Origin of the sequence: Pseudonocardia alni, from assembly GCF_002813375.1 — a bacterium.
In the GTDB taxonomy this organism is placed as follows: Bacteria; Actinomycetota; Actinomycetes; order Mycobacteriales; family Pseudonocardiaceae; genus Pseudonocardia; species Pseudonocardia alni.
The window spans coordinates 4,119,702-4,136,528 of record NZ_PHUJ01000003.1; the positions used below are offsets into that span (position 1 = coordinate 4,119,702).

11 protein-coding genes are annotated in these 16,827 nt (G+C 74.7%); 7 read left to right on the top strand and 4 right to left on the bottom strand.

What is annotated here, in order from left to right; translation table 11 throughout:
• Window positions 1–61: 61 nt before the first annotated feature.
• The 3 genes from ATL51_RS20435 to ATL51_RS20445 are packed head-to-tail and all read left to right on the top strand — an operon-like array spanning window position 62 to window position 4,448.
• Window positions 62–1,309 carry an amino acid deaminase gene (locus ATL51_RS20435; RefSeq protein ID WP_100879607.1) on the top strand — a complete coding sequence of 416 codons (1,248 nt, stop codon included), beginning with the start codon at window positions 62–64 and terminating at the stop codon, window positions 1,307–1,309.
• The gene (locus tag ATL51_RS20440; RefSeq protein WP_100879608.1) at window positions 1,309–2,940 is read left to right on the top strand and encodes an N-acyl-D-amino-acid deacylase family protein; all 1,632 of its coding nucleotides are present in this window, start codon (window positions 1,309–1,311) and stop codon (window positions 2,938–2,940) included. The genes ATL51_RS20435 and ATL51_RS20440 overlap by 1 nt, the downstream gene beginning before the upstream one ends.
• Window positions 2,937–4,448, top strand: a complete 1,512-nt coding sequence (locus tag ATL51_RS20445) for a GntP family permease (RefSeq protein WP_100879609.1) — start codon at window positions 2,937–2,939, stop codon at window positions 4,446–4,448. Before ATL51_RS20440 ends, ATL51_RS20445 begins: the two co-directional genes overlap by 4 nt.
• On the opposite strand, the gene ATL51_RS20450 is transcribed toward ATL51_RS20445, so the two are convergent.
• The 4 genes from ATL51_RS20450 to ATL51_RS20465 form a co-directional block, all read right to left on the bottom strand.
• Window positions 4,445–4,750, bottom strand: coding sequence for a nitrile hydratase accessory protein (locus tag ATL51_RS20450; RefSeq protein ID WP_100879610.1), 306 nt, complete (start codon window positions 4,748–4,750; stop codon window positions 4,445–4,447). The genes ATL51_RS20445 and ATL51_RS20450 overlap by 4 nt on opposite strands.
• Window positions 4,737–5,396, bottom strand: a complete 660-nt coding sequence (gene nthB, locus ATL51_RS20455) for a nitrile hydratase subunit beta (RefSeq protein ID WP_100879611.1) — start codon at window positions 5,394–5,396, stop codon at window positions 4,737–4,739. The genes ATL51_RS20450 and nthB overlap by 14 nt, the downstream gene beginning before the upstream one ends.
• The gene (gene nthA / locus ATL51_RS20460) at window positions 5,393–5,974 is read right to left on the bottom strand and encodes a nitrile hydratase subunit alpha (RefSeq protein WP_100879612.1); all 582 of its coding nucleotides are present in this window, start codon (window positions 5,972–5,974) and stop codon (window positions 5,393–5,395) included. The genes nthB and nthA overlap by 4 nt, the downstream gene beginning before the upstream one ends.
• Before the next feature lie 89 nt (window positions 5,975–6,063).
• On the bottom strand, window positions 6,064–6,945 hold the full coding sequence (locus ATL51_RS20465) for a phytanoyl-CoA dioxygenase family protein (protein WP_062400283.1): 882 nt from the start codon (window positions 6,943–6,945) through the stop codon (window positions 6,064–6,066).
• Between the two features lie 189 nt (window positions 6,946–7,134).
• Between ATL51_RS20465 and ATL51_RS20470 the strand changes: the two genes are divergently transcribed.
• The 4 genes from ATL51_RS20470 (at window position 7,135) to ATL51_RS20485 (ending at window position 16,819) form a co-directional block, all read left to right on the top strand.
• The gene (locus tag ATL51_RS20470) at window positions 7,135–7,959 is read left to right on the top strand and encodes a siderophore-interacting protein (protein WP_167410028.1); all 825 of its coding nucleotides are present in this window, start codon (window positions 7,135–7,137) and stop codon (window positions 7,957–7,959) included.
• 197 nt (window positions 7,960–8,156) lie between these two features.
• Window positions 8,157–11,780 carry a transcription-repair coupling factor gene (gene mfd / locus ATL51_RS20475; protein ID WP_100880837.1) on the top strand — a complete coding sequence of 1,208 codons (3,624 nt, stop codon included), beginning with the start codon at window positions 8,157–8,159 and terminating at the stop codon, window positions 11,778–11,780.
• Window positions 11,781–12,065: 285 nt separating this feature from the next.
• A complete protein-coding gene (locus ATL51_RS20480) occupies window positions 12,066–13,253 on the top strand; it encodes a type III PLP-dependent enzyme (RefSeq protein ID WP_100879614.1) in 1,188 nt (395 codons plus the stop codon).
• Entirely contained in the window at window positions 13,250–16,819 is a 3,570-nt protein-coding gene (locus ATL51_RS20485; protein ID WP_100879615.1) for a S41 family peptidase, read from the top strand. The genes ATL51_RS20480 and ATL51_RS20485 overlap by 4 nt, the downstream gene beginning before the upstream one ends.
• Window positions 16,820–16,827: the final 8 nt, after the last annotated feature.

Below are 16,827 nucleotides of genomic sequence, written 5' to 3' on the forward strand. Positions count from 1 at the left end.
ACCGAAATACGCAACAATCGCTGCAAAATACGCAACGTACCTGCTCAGAGGGGAGAACGGGATGCTCCGGTACGCGTCGCTCGGCGCCGAACGGCCCGGCCCGTACGCCAAGTCGGTCCCGCCGCTGCCCGGTACGGTCGACGAGTGGCTCGCCGGCGGGCCGCGGCTGTCGGACCTGGCCACACCCGTCCTCACCCTCGACCGGGCGGCCCTGCACGCCAACGCCGAGCGGATGGCCGGCTGGTGTGCCGCACACGGCGTCGACCTCGCCCCGCACGGCAAGACGACGATGGCCCCCGCGCTGTGGGACCTGCAGCTGCGCCACGGCGCCTGGGGGATCACCGTCGCGACGCCGTGGCAGGCGCGGATCGCGATCGACGCCGGCGTGCGACGGGTGCTGCTGGCGAACGCGCTCGTCGACCCGGCAGGCGTGCGGGCCGTCGCCGCCGCGCGTGACGCCGACCCGGACCTGGAGGTGCTGAGCTGGGTCGACTCGGTCGACGCCGTCACCGCGATGACCACCGCCGCGGGGTCCCCGGCACGGCCGCTCGCCGTCGTCGTCGAGCTGGGGGCGCCCGGCGGCCGGACCGGCGCGCGCACCCTGGCCGAGGCCGAGCGGGTGGCGTCGGCCGTCGTGGCCAGCCCGGTGCTGGCGCTGGCCGGGGTCGGCGGCTACGAGGGGGCCCTCGCGCACGACCCGTCGGAGGCGTCACTGGCGACCGTCCGCGCCTATCTCGACGACCTCGCCGAGCTGCACCGCCGGCTCGCCCCGTCCTACGGGACCGACGAGGTCGTGGTCACCGCGGGCGGCAGCGCCTACTTCGACCAGGTCGTCGCCGCGCTGGCCGGGCTCGCCGACACGCGCACCCGCGTCGTGCTGCGCTCGGGCGCCTACCTCGTCCACGACGACGGCTTCTACCGCGGCATCTCCCCGCTGGCCCGCGACGAGGAGCAGCGCCCGTTCCGCTCGGCCATGCACGTGACCGCCCGGGTGGTGTCGACCCCCGAGCCCGGCCTGGCGCTGCTCGACGCGGGCAAGCGCGACGTCCCGTTCGACGAGGGGCTGCCCGAGCCGCAGCGGATCGCCGACGACCTCGGGTCGCCCTCGCGGCCGCTGACCGGGACGGTCACCGCCGTCAACGACCAGCACGCGTTCCTGCGCACCGAGGAGCAGGTCCGGATCGGGCAGGTCGTCCGGCTCGGGCTCTCGCACCCGTGCACCGCGTTCGACAAGTGGCGCTGGATCCCGGTGCTGGACGGCACCGACCCCGACCCGCAGGTCGTCGAGCTCGTCCGGACGTTCTTCTGATGGGCACGCTGCTGCGCGGCGGCACCGTCGTCGACGGGACCGGCGGGCCCCGGTACACCGCGGACGTGCTCGTCGAGGGCGACCGGATCGCCGCGGTCGGGCCGGACGCGGCCGGACGGGCCGAGCGGGTCGTCGAGGTGGACGGGATGGTCGTCGCCCCCGGGTTCGTCGACATGCACGCCCACTCCGACCTGCGCCTGCTCACCGAGCCCGCGCACCTCGCGAAGGTCTCCCAGGGCGTGACGACCGAGGTCATCGGCCAGGACGGGCTGTCCTACGCCCCCGTCGACGACGCCGTGCTGCCCGTGCTGCGCCGCGCGATCGCCGGCTGGAACGGCGACCCCGGCGCGGACTTCTTCACCTGGCGCACCGTCGCGGAGTACCTGGACCGGCTCGACGAGGGCATCGCCGGCAACGCCGCCTACCTCGTCCCGCACGGCACCGTCCGCGCGCTGGTCTGCGGCTGGGACGACCGCCCCGCCACCCAGGCGGAGATCGCCCGGATGGCCGACGTCGTCCGCACCGGCATGGACCAGGGCGCGGTCGGCCTCTCGGCCGGGCTCACCTACACCCCCGGCATGTACGCCGACGGCGCCGAGCTCGCCGCGCTGTGCGCCGCGGTGGGGGAGCGGGGCGGCTTCTTCTCCCCGCACCACCGCAGCTACGGCGCGGGCGCGCTGGAGGCCTACGCCGAGATGGTCGGCGTCGCCGAGCGGTCCGGGTGCGCGCTGCACCTGGCCCACGCCACGCTCAACTTCGGCCCCAACAAGGGCCGGGCCGGGGAGCTGATCACGCTGCTCGACGCGGCCGTCGCCCGCGGCGTCGACATCACCCTCGACACCTACCCGTACCTGCCGGGTGCGACGACGCTGTCGGCGATCCTGCCCAGCTGGTGCCAGTCCGGCGGCCTCGACGCGGCCCGCGAGCGGCTGCGCGACCCGGCCGCCCTCGCCCGGATCCGCGAGGACCTGGAGGTCCACGGCTCCGACGGCTGCCACGGCGTCGTCGCCGAGTGGGAGACGATCGAGATCAGCGGGGTCACGAACCCCGAGCTCGCCGGGACGGTCGGGCGCACGGTCGCCGACATCGCGGGCGCGACCGGAGCGGATCCGTTCGACACCTGCGTGGACATCCTGCTCCGCGACGACTTCGGGACCGGCATCCTGCAGCACGTCGGGCACGAGGAGAACGTCCGCGCGATCATGCGCCACCCGCGGCACACCGGCGGCAGCGACGGCCTGCTCGTCGGGGCGAAGCCGCACCCGCGGGCCTGGGGGACCTTCCCCCGCTACCTCGGCCACTACTGCCGCGAGCTCGGGCTGTTCTCCCTGGAGGAGTGCGTCCACCACCTCACCGGACGCGCCGCCGACCGGCTCCGCCTGGCCGACCGCGGTCGCGTCCGGCCGGGCCTGGCCGCCGACCTGGTCGTGTTCGACCCGGACACCGTCACCGACACCGCCACCTTCGCCGAGCCCGCCCAGCAGGCGGCCGGCATCCCGTACGTGCTGGTCAACGGAGCCTTCGCGATCGACGGCGGGGAGCGCACCGACGCGCTCGCCGGTCGCGCGCTGCGCCGCCGGGCCGACGGCCGCACCGCACCGGGCACCCACCCCACCGGAGGACGACGATGACCTTCCTCGACTGGCTGCAGAACGACACGGCCGGCCTGCTCACCCTCGCCGCCGTCAGCGTCGCGCTGCTGCTGATCATGATCATGCGACTACGGCTGGAGCCGTTCATCGCGCTCATCGTCACCGGCGTGCTGGTCGCGCTCGTCGCGGGCGTGTCGGTCACCGACCTCGTCGGCACCCCGATCAAGGCGTCGGACTCGCTGTTCGAGACCGGCTTCGCCGGGATCCTCGGCCACATCGCCCCGATCATCGGGCTGGGCACCGTGCTCGGCGCGATCATGGAGCGCTCCGGTGGTGCGGACGCCCTGACCGAACGGCTGCTCCGGCTGTTCGGGCCGAAGGGCGCACCGCTCGCGATGGGTGTCACCGGGCTGGTGCTCGGCATCCCGGTGTTCTTCGACATCGGCATCTTCGTGCTCGCGCCGCTGGTCTACGTGGCCGCGCGCCGCGGCGGCCGCTCGCTGGTCCTCTATGCGATGCCGATGCTCGCCGGGCTGTCGATGACCCACGCGTTCCTGCCGCCGCACCCCGGACCGGTCACCGCGGGCGGGCTGCTCGGCGTCGGGATGGGCTGGGTGATCGCGATGGGCCTGCTCTGCGGCGTTCCCGCCTGGCTGGTCAGCGGCGTCTGGTGGGGCTCGTTCATCGGACGGCGGATCCAGGTCGGCGTGCCCGAGGACCTGCCCGGTGGGGCCGCCCCGGCCGCCGCCCCCGGCCCGGCCGGTTCCGCGCGCGACGCCGGCGACGGCAACGGCGACGGTGACCCGGGCGGCGGGACGGGTGGTGTCCGCACCGCGGAGACGGCCGGCCCGCAGACCGCGGTCGCGGTGGCCGCGCCCCCGTCGGTCGCGCTCATCTCCTCGATCATCGCGGTCCCGCTGGTGCTCATCCTCGCCGCGACCGTCGCGGGGGTGACGCTCCCCGAGGGCACGGTGTTCCGCGACGTCCTCGTGCTGCTCGGCACCCCGGCCATCGCGCTGACGCTGTCGGTGCTGCTCGCGCTGTACCTGCTCGGCATCCGGCGCGGGACGTCGATGGCCGAGCTCGGCCGGATCTCCGGCGAGTCGCTGCGCCCGGTCGGGATGATCCTGCTCGTCGTCGGGGCGGGGGCGTTCTTCGGCAAGGTCCTGCAGACCACCGGCGTCGGCGACGCACTGGCCGGCTCGATGACCGCGATCGGGCTGCCGGTGATCGCCTCGGCGTACCTGATCAGCGCGGCGCTGCGGATCGCCCAGGGTTCGGCGACCGTCGCCATCGTGACGACGGCGGGCATCATCGGCCCGACCGTCGCCGCGGGCGGCTACAGCCAGCCGCAGCTCGCGCTGATTGTCGTCGCCGTGTCGGCCGGGTCGATCATCGCCAGCCACGTCAACGACGGCGGGTTCTGGATCGTCGCCAAGTACTTCAACATGACGGTGAAGCAGACCCTGATGACCTGGACGGTGCTGGAGACGATCCTGTCGGTCGTCGGGTTCGCCGCGGCCGCGCTGGTGTGGGCCGTCGTCTAGGAGCGCAGCGGGTCGGCGTCGAGCGTGACCGGCGCGCCGTGCGGGGTCGCGACGGCGGCACGCAGCCAGGCGCCGGTCCGCTCCTCGACCGAGCCGCGGTCGGCGACGCCGAGCCCGTCGAGCAGGTGCTCCAGCGCGGCGAGCCAGGCGTCCCAGTAGTCCAGGCCGGTGTCCAGCTCGCCGCCCAGGGTCTCGGCGAACTCCTGCCGGTCCAGCGTCCCGGTGTCCTGCAGGGCCAAGGCCAGCGCGAACGCGCTCGCCTGCCACGGCTCGTCGAAGACCGGGCCGTCAGGCGGGCTCAAGGTAGGACTCCCAGGCGTCGACGGAGACGGTCGTGGTCGGGTCGGCGTCCGGGCCCCACAGCTCGGGGCCGGTGAACACCACGGTGTAGAGCGGCTCCGGGCACTCGCCGTGGCCGTGCGCGCGGGCGTCGGGCAGCACGTGGGTCCCGCGGTGGGTCTCGACGGTCCCGCAGCGACCGCGGACGTAGCGGGGGAGCCGGGTGTGCCCGCGCGGGTGCATCACCCGGGCCCGCACGCGGTCGCCGGGGGCGAACCGGGGCGGGCCGGTGTCGTCGCGCTCGGTCGGGGCGCCGGTGGCCAGCACCCGGGCGGCGGCGTCGGCGTCCAGCGCGGCCGGGGCGTCGGCGCGCGGGCGCAGGGGGCGCCCGGCGTCGAGCTCGTCGGCGCCGACCAGGCCGTGGGTGACCAGCAGCTTCTCGGTCGCCGCGAGCCAGATCTCGTAGTAGGTCAGGGTCAGGTAGACCGGCGGGGGAAGCGACTCGCGGGCGTGCCGGGACTCGTCGATCGACCAGCCGCCCGGGCGGGCCGCGGCGAGGGTCAGCGCCAGCACCAGCGGCTCCCAGTCCGCGTGGAACCGGACGTCCTCCGGCTCGGGCTCCACCGGCCCGAAGCCCATCGCGCCGCCGAGGTCGTGCGCGCCGTTCACGCCGACACCAGCCGGGTGCCGATCATGGCGTCGCGGGAGACGATCGCGGCGAGCTCGTCCGCGGACCACCCGTCCGTGCCGGCCGGACGCTGCGGGACGACCAGGTAGCGCAGCTCGGAGGTGGAGTCGTGCACCCGGATGGCGACGTCGTCGTCGAGCACGGTCCCGAAGTCGGCGAGCACGCCGCGCGGGTCCAGCACCGCCCGCGACCGGTAGGCCGGCGACTTGTACCAGACCGGGGGCAGACCCAGGACCGGCCACGGGTAGCAGGAGCACAGGGTGCAGACGACGAGGTGGTGCTCGCCCGGTGAGTTGAACACCGCGGCGAGGTGCTCGCCGCCGCGACCGCCGTAGCCGAGCTCGGCGACCGCCGCGGTCGCGTCGTCGGCGAGCCGGGCCGCGAAGTCCGGGTCGGTCCAGGACCGGGCGACGACGTGCGCGCCGTTCCGCGGGCCGACCCGGTGCTGGTAGGTCTCGACGATCTCGTCGAGTGCGGCCGGGTCGACGTAGCCCTTCTCGACCAGGATCGACTCGAGTGCCCGCACGCGGGCGTCCACCGGTCGCAGCTCACCGCTCATCGGGACGACGTTAGCCAGGCGGGGCCGGGGCGTCGAGAGCACGACGGCCCGGCACCTCGCGGTACCGGGCCGTCGGGAGGGCGGTGGGCTCAGGCGTGCGTGAGTGCGTCCTCGAACTCCTCGGCCTTCAGCGGGGCGAGGTCGGAGACCCGCAGGAAGTCGCCCAGCGTGGTGCCGGTCGCGCCCGAGTCGACGTTGCGCGGGCCGCGTCCGGCCCGGACGTCGTCGAGGTTGATCGTGCGCAGGTCGTAGGAGAAGCGGGTGACGTCGGAGGTGTTCGGCGCCGACGCGTGCAGGTGGTTCGACGAGAACATGAACACGTCACCGGACTGCCCGGCGATCCGGATCTCGCCGCGGGACTCGAAGTCCTCCAGCGGGAGCGGGTGCGGACGGGTGTCGGTGGTCTTCTCGCCGGCGGCCGCGGTGCGGTGCTTGGCGACCCACTCGTCGTAGTCGTACTGGTTCGAGCCGTTCTTCACCGGACGGTCGAAGTAGTCGGTGTACATGCTCATGACGTTGTCGCCGACGACGTCGAACACCGGGGTCCAGTAGTTCACGAGCTGCTGCGGGTGGCCGTACCACATGTCGCGGTGCGCCTTGTAGTTGTAGGACACACCGGCGGTGAGGAACTGGTCGGCCGGGATCACGCGCAGCCGCGGGATGTCGAAGTAGGTGCGCTCGGGGTCGACGCCGAAGTCGACGGCGAACTGCTGGCAGAGCGCCTTGGTCCGGTCGCCGTTGGTGAACTCGCGCTTGAGCGGCTCGACGCGGCGGACGAACTCGTCGACGTCCATCTCGTACTGGGCGCGCTCCGGGTCCAGACCCTCGAAGGCCTGACCGATCAGGTCCTTGGCGTGGTCGGCGAGGGCGTTCGCGCCGCCGATCCCGCTGTAGAGGTGGAAGTCGCCCCGGAACAGGGACTCGCGGCGCGCGTCGTCGTCGATCCGGCGGTTGAGGTAGACCGTGATCACCGCTTGCTCCTCCGTGCTGGCTCGGGGTCGGAAACCCGCCTGACGTCTGTCGACGCTAGCGCACACGATCGGGTGAGCATTTACGATGCAACGTAGTAGTCGCGCTGTGCGACACCGTGTCCGGAAGATCCGTTTGGTGTGGTCCGCTCCCTCATGGTTAGCTGAGCCTCACCTATGGAGGAGGCGGCGATGTCGGTCGTGACCGAGGACCGGGCGGCGGTCCGTGTGGTGAGTCTGCAGCGGCTCTCGGACGTCTTCGTCCGGGCCGAGCTCGAGGGGGAGGGGCTCGCCGGTCTCGGCCTGCCGGGCGTCCCCGACGAGGCCTGCGTCTTCCACTTCCCGCTGCCCGACGGCGGCCGCGACGACCACGGTCGCTGGTACACCCTGCGCGAGGTCAGCCCCTGCCGCACCCGGGCGTCCATCGACCTGGTCTGCCACCCCGGCGGGGTCGGCGCCGGCTGGGCCCGGCGGGCCTGCGTCGGTGACGAGATCGAGGTCTCGCACTCCAACAGCTGGTTCAAGCGCCCGGCCGGCGTCGGCTGGCAGATCCTCGTCGGCGACGCGGCCGCGCTCCCGGCGCTCGCCCGGATCGTCACCGAGACACCCGAGGGCATCGACACCGAGGTCGTCCTGGAGATCGACGAGGTCCCGGCCGACTTCCCCGCGCGGGCGCGGGTCCGCCGCGAGCCCGCGAGCGAGACCGGCAGCCGGCTGGCGGAGATCGTCGCCGGGCTGGCGCTGCCGGACGGGCCCGGCTACGTCTACGTCGGCGGTGAGGCGTCCGCGACCCGCGCCGCCCGCAAGCACCTGCGCCACGAGCGCGGCCTGCCGCCCGGCGCCTACGGCGTGCTCGGCTACTGGCGTCGTGACGCCGACACCTTCCGTCGCACCTGGCAGGCCAACCAGGAGCGCTTCGAGAAGGCCTACGCCGACGCGGCCGTCGCCGCCGGGGGCGACGACGAGCGGATGCTCGACCTCTACGAGGCGACCCTGGAGCGCGACGGGCTGCTCTGAGCGGGACGTGCCGCGGGACACCGACGCCTCGGTCGGCGCCCGCGTGGGCCAGGCGTAAACTCGGAGGTCGGCACCCCGACCGGGTCGGGAGCCCTACCGCGACCCGGGCAGGGGTCTGTCCTGCCCGCGGCCGGCCCCCGTCGCCGCGCGCACCGCCAGCCCACCTCCACCGAGGAGCCAGCGCCGTCGTGGCCATCCTGTCCGGTCTGCTCACCTCCGCCCTGTCCGACGCCGGTCTCCGCGCCGCCGTCGACGCCGCCCGTGCCGCGGACACCCGCGCCGGTGAGACCCCTGCCGTGCAGGTCGAGGGTCCCTCCGCGGTGCGCCCGCTGCTCGCCGCCGGGCTCGCCGAGACCTCCACGGTGCTCGCCGTGACCGCCACCGACCGGGAGGCCGAGGACCTCGCGGCCGCGGTGTCGGACCTGCTCGGCCACGGCGAGGCGCCGGGCGCCGCCGCCGACACGGTGCACGACTGCGCGGGCGCGCCGGTCGTCGTACTGCCGAGCTGGGAGACGCTGCCGCACGAGAAGCTGTCCCCGCGCCCGGACACCGTCGCCCGCCGGCTGACGATCTTCCACCGGCTCTCCTCGGCGGAGACCGCCCCTCGGGTGGTCGTGACCGCGGCGCGCAGCCTGATCCAGCCGGTCGCGCCCGGGCTGGGCACGCTCGCCCCGGTGACGCTGGCCGTCGGCGAGGAGTACGACTTCGAGCAGCTGCTGGTGCGGCTGGTGGAGCTGGCCTACAGCCGCGCCGAGATGGTCACCACCCGCGGCGAGTTCGCCGTGCGCGGCGGCATCCTCGACATCTTCCCGCCGACCGCCGAGCACCCGGTGCGCGTCGAGTTCTGGGGCGACGAGGTCTCCGAGGTGCGGTCGTTCTCCGTCGCGGACCAACGCTCGGTCGGCGAGGTCACGCGGATCGACGTGCCGCCGTGCCGCGAGCTGCTGCTCACCACCCCGGTGCGCGAGCGGGCCGGCGAGCTGGCCCTGGAGCAGCCCGAGACCGCGGGCCTCAACCGCAACCCGCTGCGCGAGCTGCTCGAGAAGCTGTCCGAGGGCATCCCCGGCGAGGGCATGGAGTCGCTGATCCCGGCGCTGGTCGGCGGGGAGATGCAGACGCTCACCGACCTGCTCCCGGACGGGACGCGGGTGCTGCTCGCCGACCCCGAGCGCATCCGCACCCGCTGCGCGGACCTCGTGCGCACCGGGCAGGAGTTCCTGGAGGCGTCCTGGCTGGCGTCCGGCTCCGGCGGCGAGGCCCCGATCGACGTCTCCGGGTCGGCCTACCGCGACCTGCGCGTCACGCTGGACCACGCGACGGCGACCGGCCGCCCGGTGGTCTCGCTGTCGCCGCTGCTGTCGGGCTCCGACGACGTCGTCGTGGCGGGCGTGCACGAGATCGAGCCCTACCGGGGCGACACCGACCGCGCGCTGACCGACCTGCGCGCGCACGTCGCCACCGGCGGCGCCGCGGTGCTCGTGCTGGCCGGGCAGGGCACCGCCGACCGCTCGCTGGAGCAGCTGCGCGAGGCCGAGGTCCCCGCCTCCGCCGTCCCGGTGCTCGCCGACGCCCCGGAGAAGGGGATCGTCACCGTCACCTGCGGGCGCGTGCTGAACGGGTTCACCGCGCCGGAGGTCGGGCTGGTCGTCGTCTCCGAGGCCGACCTGACCGGCAGCCGCGCCGGGCTCGACACCGCGCCGCGCAAGACCACCCCCCGCAAGCGCAACGCCGTCGACCTGGCCGTGCTGCAGCCCGGCGACTTCGTCGTCCACAACCAGCACGGCATCGGACGCTTCATCGAGATGAAGGAGCGCACCGTCCAGGGCGCCACCCGCGAGTACCTGGTGCTGGAGTACGCCAGCTCCAAGCGCGGCCAGCCCGCCGACCGGCTCTTCGTGCCGACCGACGCCCTCGACGAGATCAGCCGCTACGTGGGCGGCGAGCAGCCCGCCGTCAACAAGCTCGGCGGCGGGGACTGGGCCAAGACCAAGAGCCGCGCCCGCAAGGCGGTCAAGGACATCGCGGCCGGTCTGGTGCAGCTCTACGCGGCGCGCCAGGCCTCGCCGGGGCACGCGTTCGGCGCGGACACCCCGTGGCAGCGCGAGCTCGAGGACGCCTTCCCCTACACCGAGACCCCCGACCAGCTCTCCGCGATCGACGAGGTCAAGCGGGACATGGAGCGTCCGGTCCCGATGGACCGCGTCATCTCCGGCGACGTCGGGTTCGGCAAGACCGAGATCGCGGTGCGGGCGGCGTTCAAGGCGGTGCAGGACGGCAAGCAGGTCGCCGTCCTCGTCCCGACGACGCTGCTCGCCACCCAGCACCTGTCGACGTTCTCCGAGCGGATGCGCCAGTTCCCGGTGACCGTGCGCGGGCTGTCGCGGTTCACCGACCCGGCCGAGGCGCGCGAGACGATCGAGAAGCTCGCCGACGGCACCGTCGACGTCGTCGTCGGGACGCACCGGCTGCTCCAGACCGGCATCCGCTACAAGGATCTCGGCCTGGTGATCGTCGACGAGGAGCAGCGCTTCGGCGTCGAGCACAAGGAGCACATCACCGCGCTCCGGGCGCACGTCGACGTCCTCACCCTGTCCGCGACGCCGATCCCGCGGACCCTGGAGATGAGCCTCGCCGGCATCCGCGAGATGTCGGCGATCACCACCCCGCCCGAGGAGCGGCACCCGACCCTGACCTACGTCGGCGCCTACGACGACAAGCAGGTCGCCGCCGCCCTGCGCCGCGAGTTGCTGCGCGACGGCCAGGTGTTCTACGTGCACAACCGGGTCAGCTCGATCGACCGGGCGGCCAAGAAGATCCAGGACCTCGTCCCCGAGGCGCGGGTCGCCGTCGCGCACGGGCAGATGAACGAGGACCTGCTGGAGCGGACCGTCAGCGCGTTCTGGCACCGCGAGTTCGACGTGCTGGTCTGCACCACGATCGTCGAGAACGGCCTGGACATCTCGAACGCCAACACCCTGATCGTCGAACGCTCCGACACCCTCGGCCTGTCCCAGCTCCACCAGCTGCGCGGCCGGGTCGGGCGTGGCCGCGACCGCGGCTACGCCTACTTCCTGTTCCCGGCGGAGCATCCGCTCACCGAGACCGCGCACGACCGGCTCGCCACCATCGCCCAGCACTCCGAGCTCGGCTCCGGCGCGGCCGTCGCGATGAAGGACCTGGAGATCCGCGGCGCGGGCAACATCCTCGGTGCCGAGCAGTCCGGCCACATCGCCGGCGTCGGGTTCGACCTCTACATCCGCCTGGTCGGGGAGGCCGTCGCGGCGTTCCGCAGGCAGGCGGGCGGGGAGATCGGGGCCGAGCCGGAGGAGCTGCAGGAGGTCCGGGTCGACCTGCCGGTCGACGCGCACGTCCCGCACGACTACGTCGACGGCGAGCGGCTGCGCCTGGAGGTCTACCGCAAGATCGCCGAGGCGCCGGACGACGCCGCGCTCACCGCGATCGTCGAGGAGCTGACCGACCGCTACGGCGAGCCCCCGACCCCGGTGCGCAACCTGCTGGAGGTCGCCCGGTTCCGCCAGCTCTGCCGCCGCCTCGGCATCCGTGAGGTCGCGTCGGCGGGCACCCAGCTGCGGATCGGTCCGATGCAGCTGCCCGACTCCGCCCAGCTGCGGCTGCGCCGGCTCTACCCCAAGGCGCAGTACAAGGCGGCCGCGCAGGTCGTCACGGTGCCCAAGCCGGTGCAGGGCAACCGGACCGGCGGCGCCGCCATGCGCGACGTCGAGCTGCTCGGCTGGTGCGCGGAGCTCCTGCTGCAGATCGTGCCGACCTCCACCCCGGTGCACAGCTCCGCCTCGTCCTGACGCGGCCCCGACGCGGCGTTGACGCCGCGTTGATGAACACCGGGTGCTGCACCGAAGAACATCGGGTGTCGGCGTCCGTGCCGTTTCCGGGACGGAACGGGACGGACGCCGGCGAACCGCTCGCCGGAGTTGTCGGGATCAATCGCGCGACGTGGGTTCCCGTTTCCCCCGGTGATCCACGGCACCCCACGGACGTGATCCGCACTGTTTTACGATCGGATCGACGGCGGATCAGAACGCCGTTTCCGTCGTGAACTCCCTGTGTCCGGGAAAGAGGTGTGTCCGATGTCCGATCGCCGGCCCGTCTCCACCGAATCCGTCGAACTCTGCACTCCGTACCTGGTACTGGACCTGGACGCCGTCCGGGAACGGTACGCCGAATTCGGGCGTGCACTTCCCGGCGCGAAACTGTTCTATGCGGTCAAGGCGAATCCGGCCCCGCGGCTCGTCGCATTCCTGGTCGGTCTCGGTGCGCGATTCGACGTCGCCAGCCGGCCGGAGCTGGAACTGTGCCTCGCAGCCGGCGCGCGGCCCGCGGACATCTCCTACGGCAGTACCGTGAAGAAGGAACGCGACATCGCGTTCGCGCACCGCAGCGGAGTGCGGCGGTTCGCCGTCGACTCGGCCGCCGAGCTGGCCAAGATCGCGCGCTGCGCGCCGGGGGCGGAGGTGTTCGTCCGGGTCACCTGCACCGGCGCGGGCTCCTGCTTCCCGCTGGACCGCAAGTTCGGGTGCTCGACGGCCGCGGCCGCGTCGCTGCTGCTCGACGCCGACGCGGCCGGGCTGCGGGCCGCCGGGGTGTCGTTCCACGTCGGTTCCCAGCAGCTCGACCCGGGGGCGTGGCGGGCCGGGATCGCCGACGCCGCGGAGGTGTTCCGCCGGGTCCGCGCCCGCGGGCTGCGACCCGACCTGCTCGACCTCGGCGGCGGCTTCCCCGCGCACTACGACGCGCAGGTCCGCCCGCTGTCGGACTACGGGGACGCGATCCGCGAGGCGGTCGCCGCGGAGTTCGGCGACGACCGGCCGGAGCTGATGATCGAACCGGGCCGGGGCCTCGTCGCCGACGCGGGGACGCTCCACAGCGAGGTCGTGCTCGTGTCCGACCGGGACGGTGACGCCGGTCCGCGCTGGGTCTACCTCGACGTCGGCCGCTTCGGCGGGCTCGCCGAGACCGAGGGCGAGCTGGTCCGCTACCCGATCCGCACCGCGCACGACGACGGCCCCCGCTCCCCGGTCGTACTGGCCGGGCCGACCTGCGACAGCGCCGACGTGCTCTACCGCAGGCACCCCTACCTGCTCCCCGACGACCTGTGCGCCGGTGACGTGGTCCGGCTGCTGCACACCGGCGCCTACACCGCCAGCTACTCCTCGGTGGGCTTCAACGGCTTCGCCCCGCTGCGCTGCGTCTGCACCGGGGACCCCGCCGCGGGCGGGTCCGGAATGTCGGTGCGTGCGGCTAACGTCGCCGTGTGAGCTTCCTGCGCCATCCCCATCTGTCGGGTGACACGCTCGTCCTGGTCGCGGAGGACGACCTGTGGACGGCTCCGGTCGAGGGCGGGCGGGCCCACCGCCTGACCGCGGACGGGGTGCCCGTCACCGCACCGCGCTTCTCGCCCGACGGCGGGTCCGTCGCGTTCGCGTCCCGGCGCGACGGCGCACCCGAGGTGTACCGGGTCGACGCCGAGGGTGGCACGCCCACCCGGCTGACCTGGTGGGGCGAGGCGCCGACCCGCGCCGCGGGCTGGACCCCCGACGGCGCGGTGGTCGCGCTGTCCGCGCACGGCGACGCGACCTCTCGGCTGTGGGCGTACGCGGTCCCGGCGACCGGCGGGGCACCGCGGCTGCTGCCGTACGGCACGCTCTCCGCGCTCGCCCACCAGCCCGGCGGACCCGCCGTGCTCACCCAGGTCGAGGGCGGGCGCGACGCGGCCCACTGGAAGCGCTACCGCGGTGGGCGCGCCGGCCGGCTGTGGCTCGACACCGCCGGGACGGGGGAGTTCACCCGGGTCCTCGCCGCCCTGGCCGGGCAGCTGGAGTGCCCCATGGTCGTCGACGACGGGTCGGGCCCGCGGCTGGCGTTCGTCTCCGACCACGAGGGCTGGGGGAACGTCTACTCCGTCCCGCTCGCCGACCCCGGCACCGACCTGCGCCGGCACACCGACCACGGGTCCGGCGGCGGCACCGACTTCTACGCCCGGCACGCGAGCACCGACGGGCGCCGGGTGGTCTACGAGTCGGCCGGGGAGATCTTCCTGCTGGACGACCTGTCCGCCGCCTCGCAGCCGCGCCGGATCGACGTCCGGCCCGGCGGGCCGCGGCGCGCCCGCGAGCCGTTCCGCGCGTCGCTGCCCGCCGACCTCGGCCCGGTCCGGCCCGACCGCACCGGCCGCACGAGCATCGTGTCGGTGCGCGGGACCGTGCACCGGCTCACCCACCGCGACGGCCCCGCCCGCGCACTGCTCGCCGAGCCCGGTGTGCGGGCCCGGCTCGCGCACCCGCTCGGCACGCACCGCGCCGTATGGGTGGACGACGCGACCGGCGAGGACGCCGTGGTCGTGGCCCCGCTCGACCCGCACCTCCCGGACGCCCCGGAGCGGGCGCGGTACGCCGCGGGCGGCATCGGACGGGTCCTGGAGCTGGCCCCGGCACCGGACGGGTCCGCCGTCGCGCTCACCACGCACGACGGCAGGCTGCTGGTGCTGCACACCGGCGCCGATCCCGCACCGGACCCGGAACCCGGCCCCGACGACCGGCCCGACGACGGCGTGGTCGACGAGGCCGTCCCGGCCCGGGCGGTGGGGGAGCTGCGCGAGCTGCACCGCGGCACCGCGGGCGAGCCCTCCGACGTGTCCTGGTCACCGGACTCGGCCTGGCTGGCCTGGTGCGACCCGGCCCCCGAGGGGCTGTCGCGGATCGTGCTCACCCGGGTCGCCGACGGCGAGCACGCCGAGGTCACCCCGGCCCGCTTCCACGACAGCGACCCGGTCTTCACCGCCGACGGCAGGCACCTGGCGTTCCTGTCCCGGCGGGTGTTCGACCCCAGCTACGACGAGCACTCCTTCGACCTGACCTTCGGCACCGGCTGGAAGCCGTTCCTGGTGCCGCTGGCCGCGCGGACGCCGTCGCCGTTCGGGGCGGGGCCGGACGGCCGCCCGGTGGACCCGGCCGACGAAGGCCCGGACGACCCGCCCGCGACCCCGTCGACGCCCCCGGCCCCGCCGGAGCCCGGCGACGAGCCCGAGCCGTCCGGTGACGGAGCCGCCGACGGTGCGGGCCGCGCGGTGGCCGCGGCGACCGGGGCCGGGACGCAGGCCCGGAGCGGGGCGCGTGGCGGCCGTCGCCGGTCCGGGCGCGACGCCGACGAGGTACCGCCGGAGGTCGTCGTCGACGTCGAGGGCCTGGCCGACCGGGTCGTCGGCGTTCCGGTCGAGGCCGCCCGCTACACCCGGCTCGCCGCGGTCCGGGGCGGCCTGGTGTGGCTGCGGCTGCCCGGCGGCACCGGCGTGCTCGGCGACAGCCTCCCCGACGACGACGCCGAGCCCGACCGCGCCGTGCTGGAGCGGTTCGACCTGGCCCGGCGCACGGTCACCGTGGTCGCCGATCCGGCGTCGTCGTTCGCCGTGAGCGGCGACGGAACCCGGCTCGTCGTCCGCGACCGGGGCACGGTGCGGCTGCTGCGCGCCGACCGGGGCGGCTCCGCGGCACCCGAGGACGACGCGGGCGGCGACGAGTTCACGATCGACACCCGCCGGCTCGTGGTCACCGTCGACCCGGTCGCGGAGTGGCAGCAGATGTTCGACGAGACCGCACGTCTCATGCGCGACCACTTCTGGGTCGAGGACATGGCCGGCGTCGACTGGGCCGCCGAGACCGCCCGGTACCGGCCGCTGGTCGACCGGGCCGGGAGCCACGACGACCTGCTCGACGTGTTGTGGGAGCTGCACGGCGAGCTGGGGACCTCGCACGCCTACGTCATGGGCGGCCGCGCCGGGGGCGACCCGACCGGGCGCCCCGGCCTGCTCGGGGCGGACCTGGAACCCGACCCCGCAGGCGGACCGGGGTGGCGGGTCCGGCGCGTCCTGCCGCCGGAGACCTCCGCGCCCGCCGCGCGCAGCCCGCTGTCCGGGCCGGGCGTCGACGTGCGGGCCGGGGACGTGCTGCTGGAGGTGAACGGGCGCCCGCTGGACCCGCACTGGGGGGTCGCGCCACTGCTCGTCGCGACGGCCGGGAGCACCGTGGAGCTCACCGTCCGCTCCGGCCCCGACCGGCCCGACGCGGGTACCGTCCGCCGCGTCGCGGTGCGCCCGCTGCACTCCGAGGACGAGCTGCGCTACCAGGACCGGGTGGCCCGGCTGCGCGCCGAGGTCGCCGAGCGTTCCGGCGGCCGGCTGGGCTACCTGCACGTGCCGGACATGATGGGCTACGGCTGGGCCCAGCTGCACCGCGACCTCGCCCGCGAGACCGCGAAGGACGGCCTGCTGCTCGACGTGCGCGGCAACCGCGGCGGGCACACCTCGCAGCTGGTGGTGGAGAAGCTCGCCCGCCGCGTCATCGGGTGGGACCTGCCCCGGCACGGCGCACCCGCCACCTACCCCGAGCAGGCGCCGCGCGGGCCGGTGGTGACCCTGGCCGACGAGCGCTCCGGCTCCGACGGCGACATCGTCACCGCCGCCATCAAGCGGCTCGGGGTCGGCCCGGTCGTCGGGACCCGGACCTGGGGCGGGGTGATCGGGATCGACAGCCGCTACCGGCTCGTCGACGGCACCCTGGTGACCCAGCCCCGCTACGCCACCTGGTTCGACGACGTCGGCTGGACGATGGAGAACCATGGCGTCGACCCCGACGTGGAGGTGGTGGTGACCCCGCAGGACCGGGCGTCGGGACGGGACCCGCAGCTGGACCGGGCGATCGCGATGGCCCTGGCCCGGCTCGACGAGCACCCGCCCGCGCGGCCGCCGGACCTCGCGGGGCGGCCGTCGGCGGCCCGGCCCGCACTACCGGGCCGGCCGGGCGGGGGAGATCGGCACCACATCGCGTGAGAGGCTGA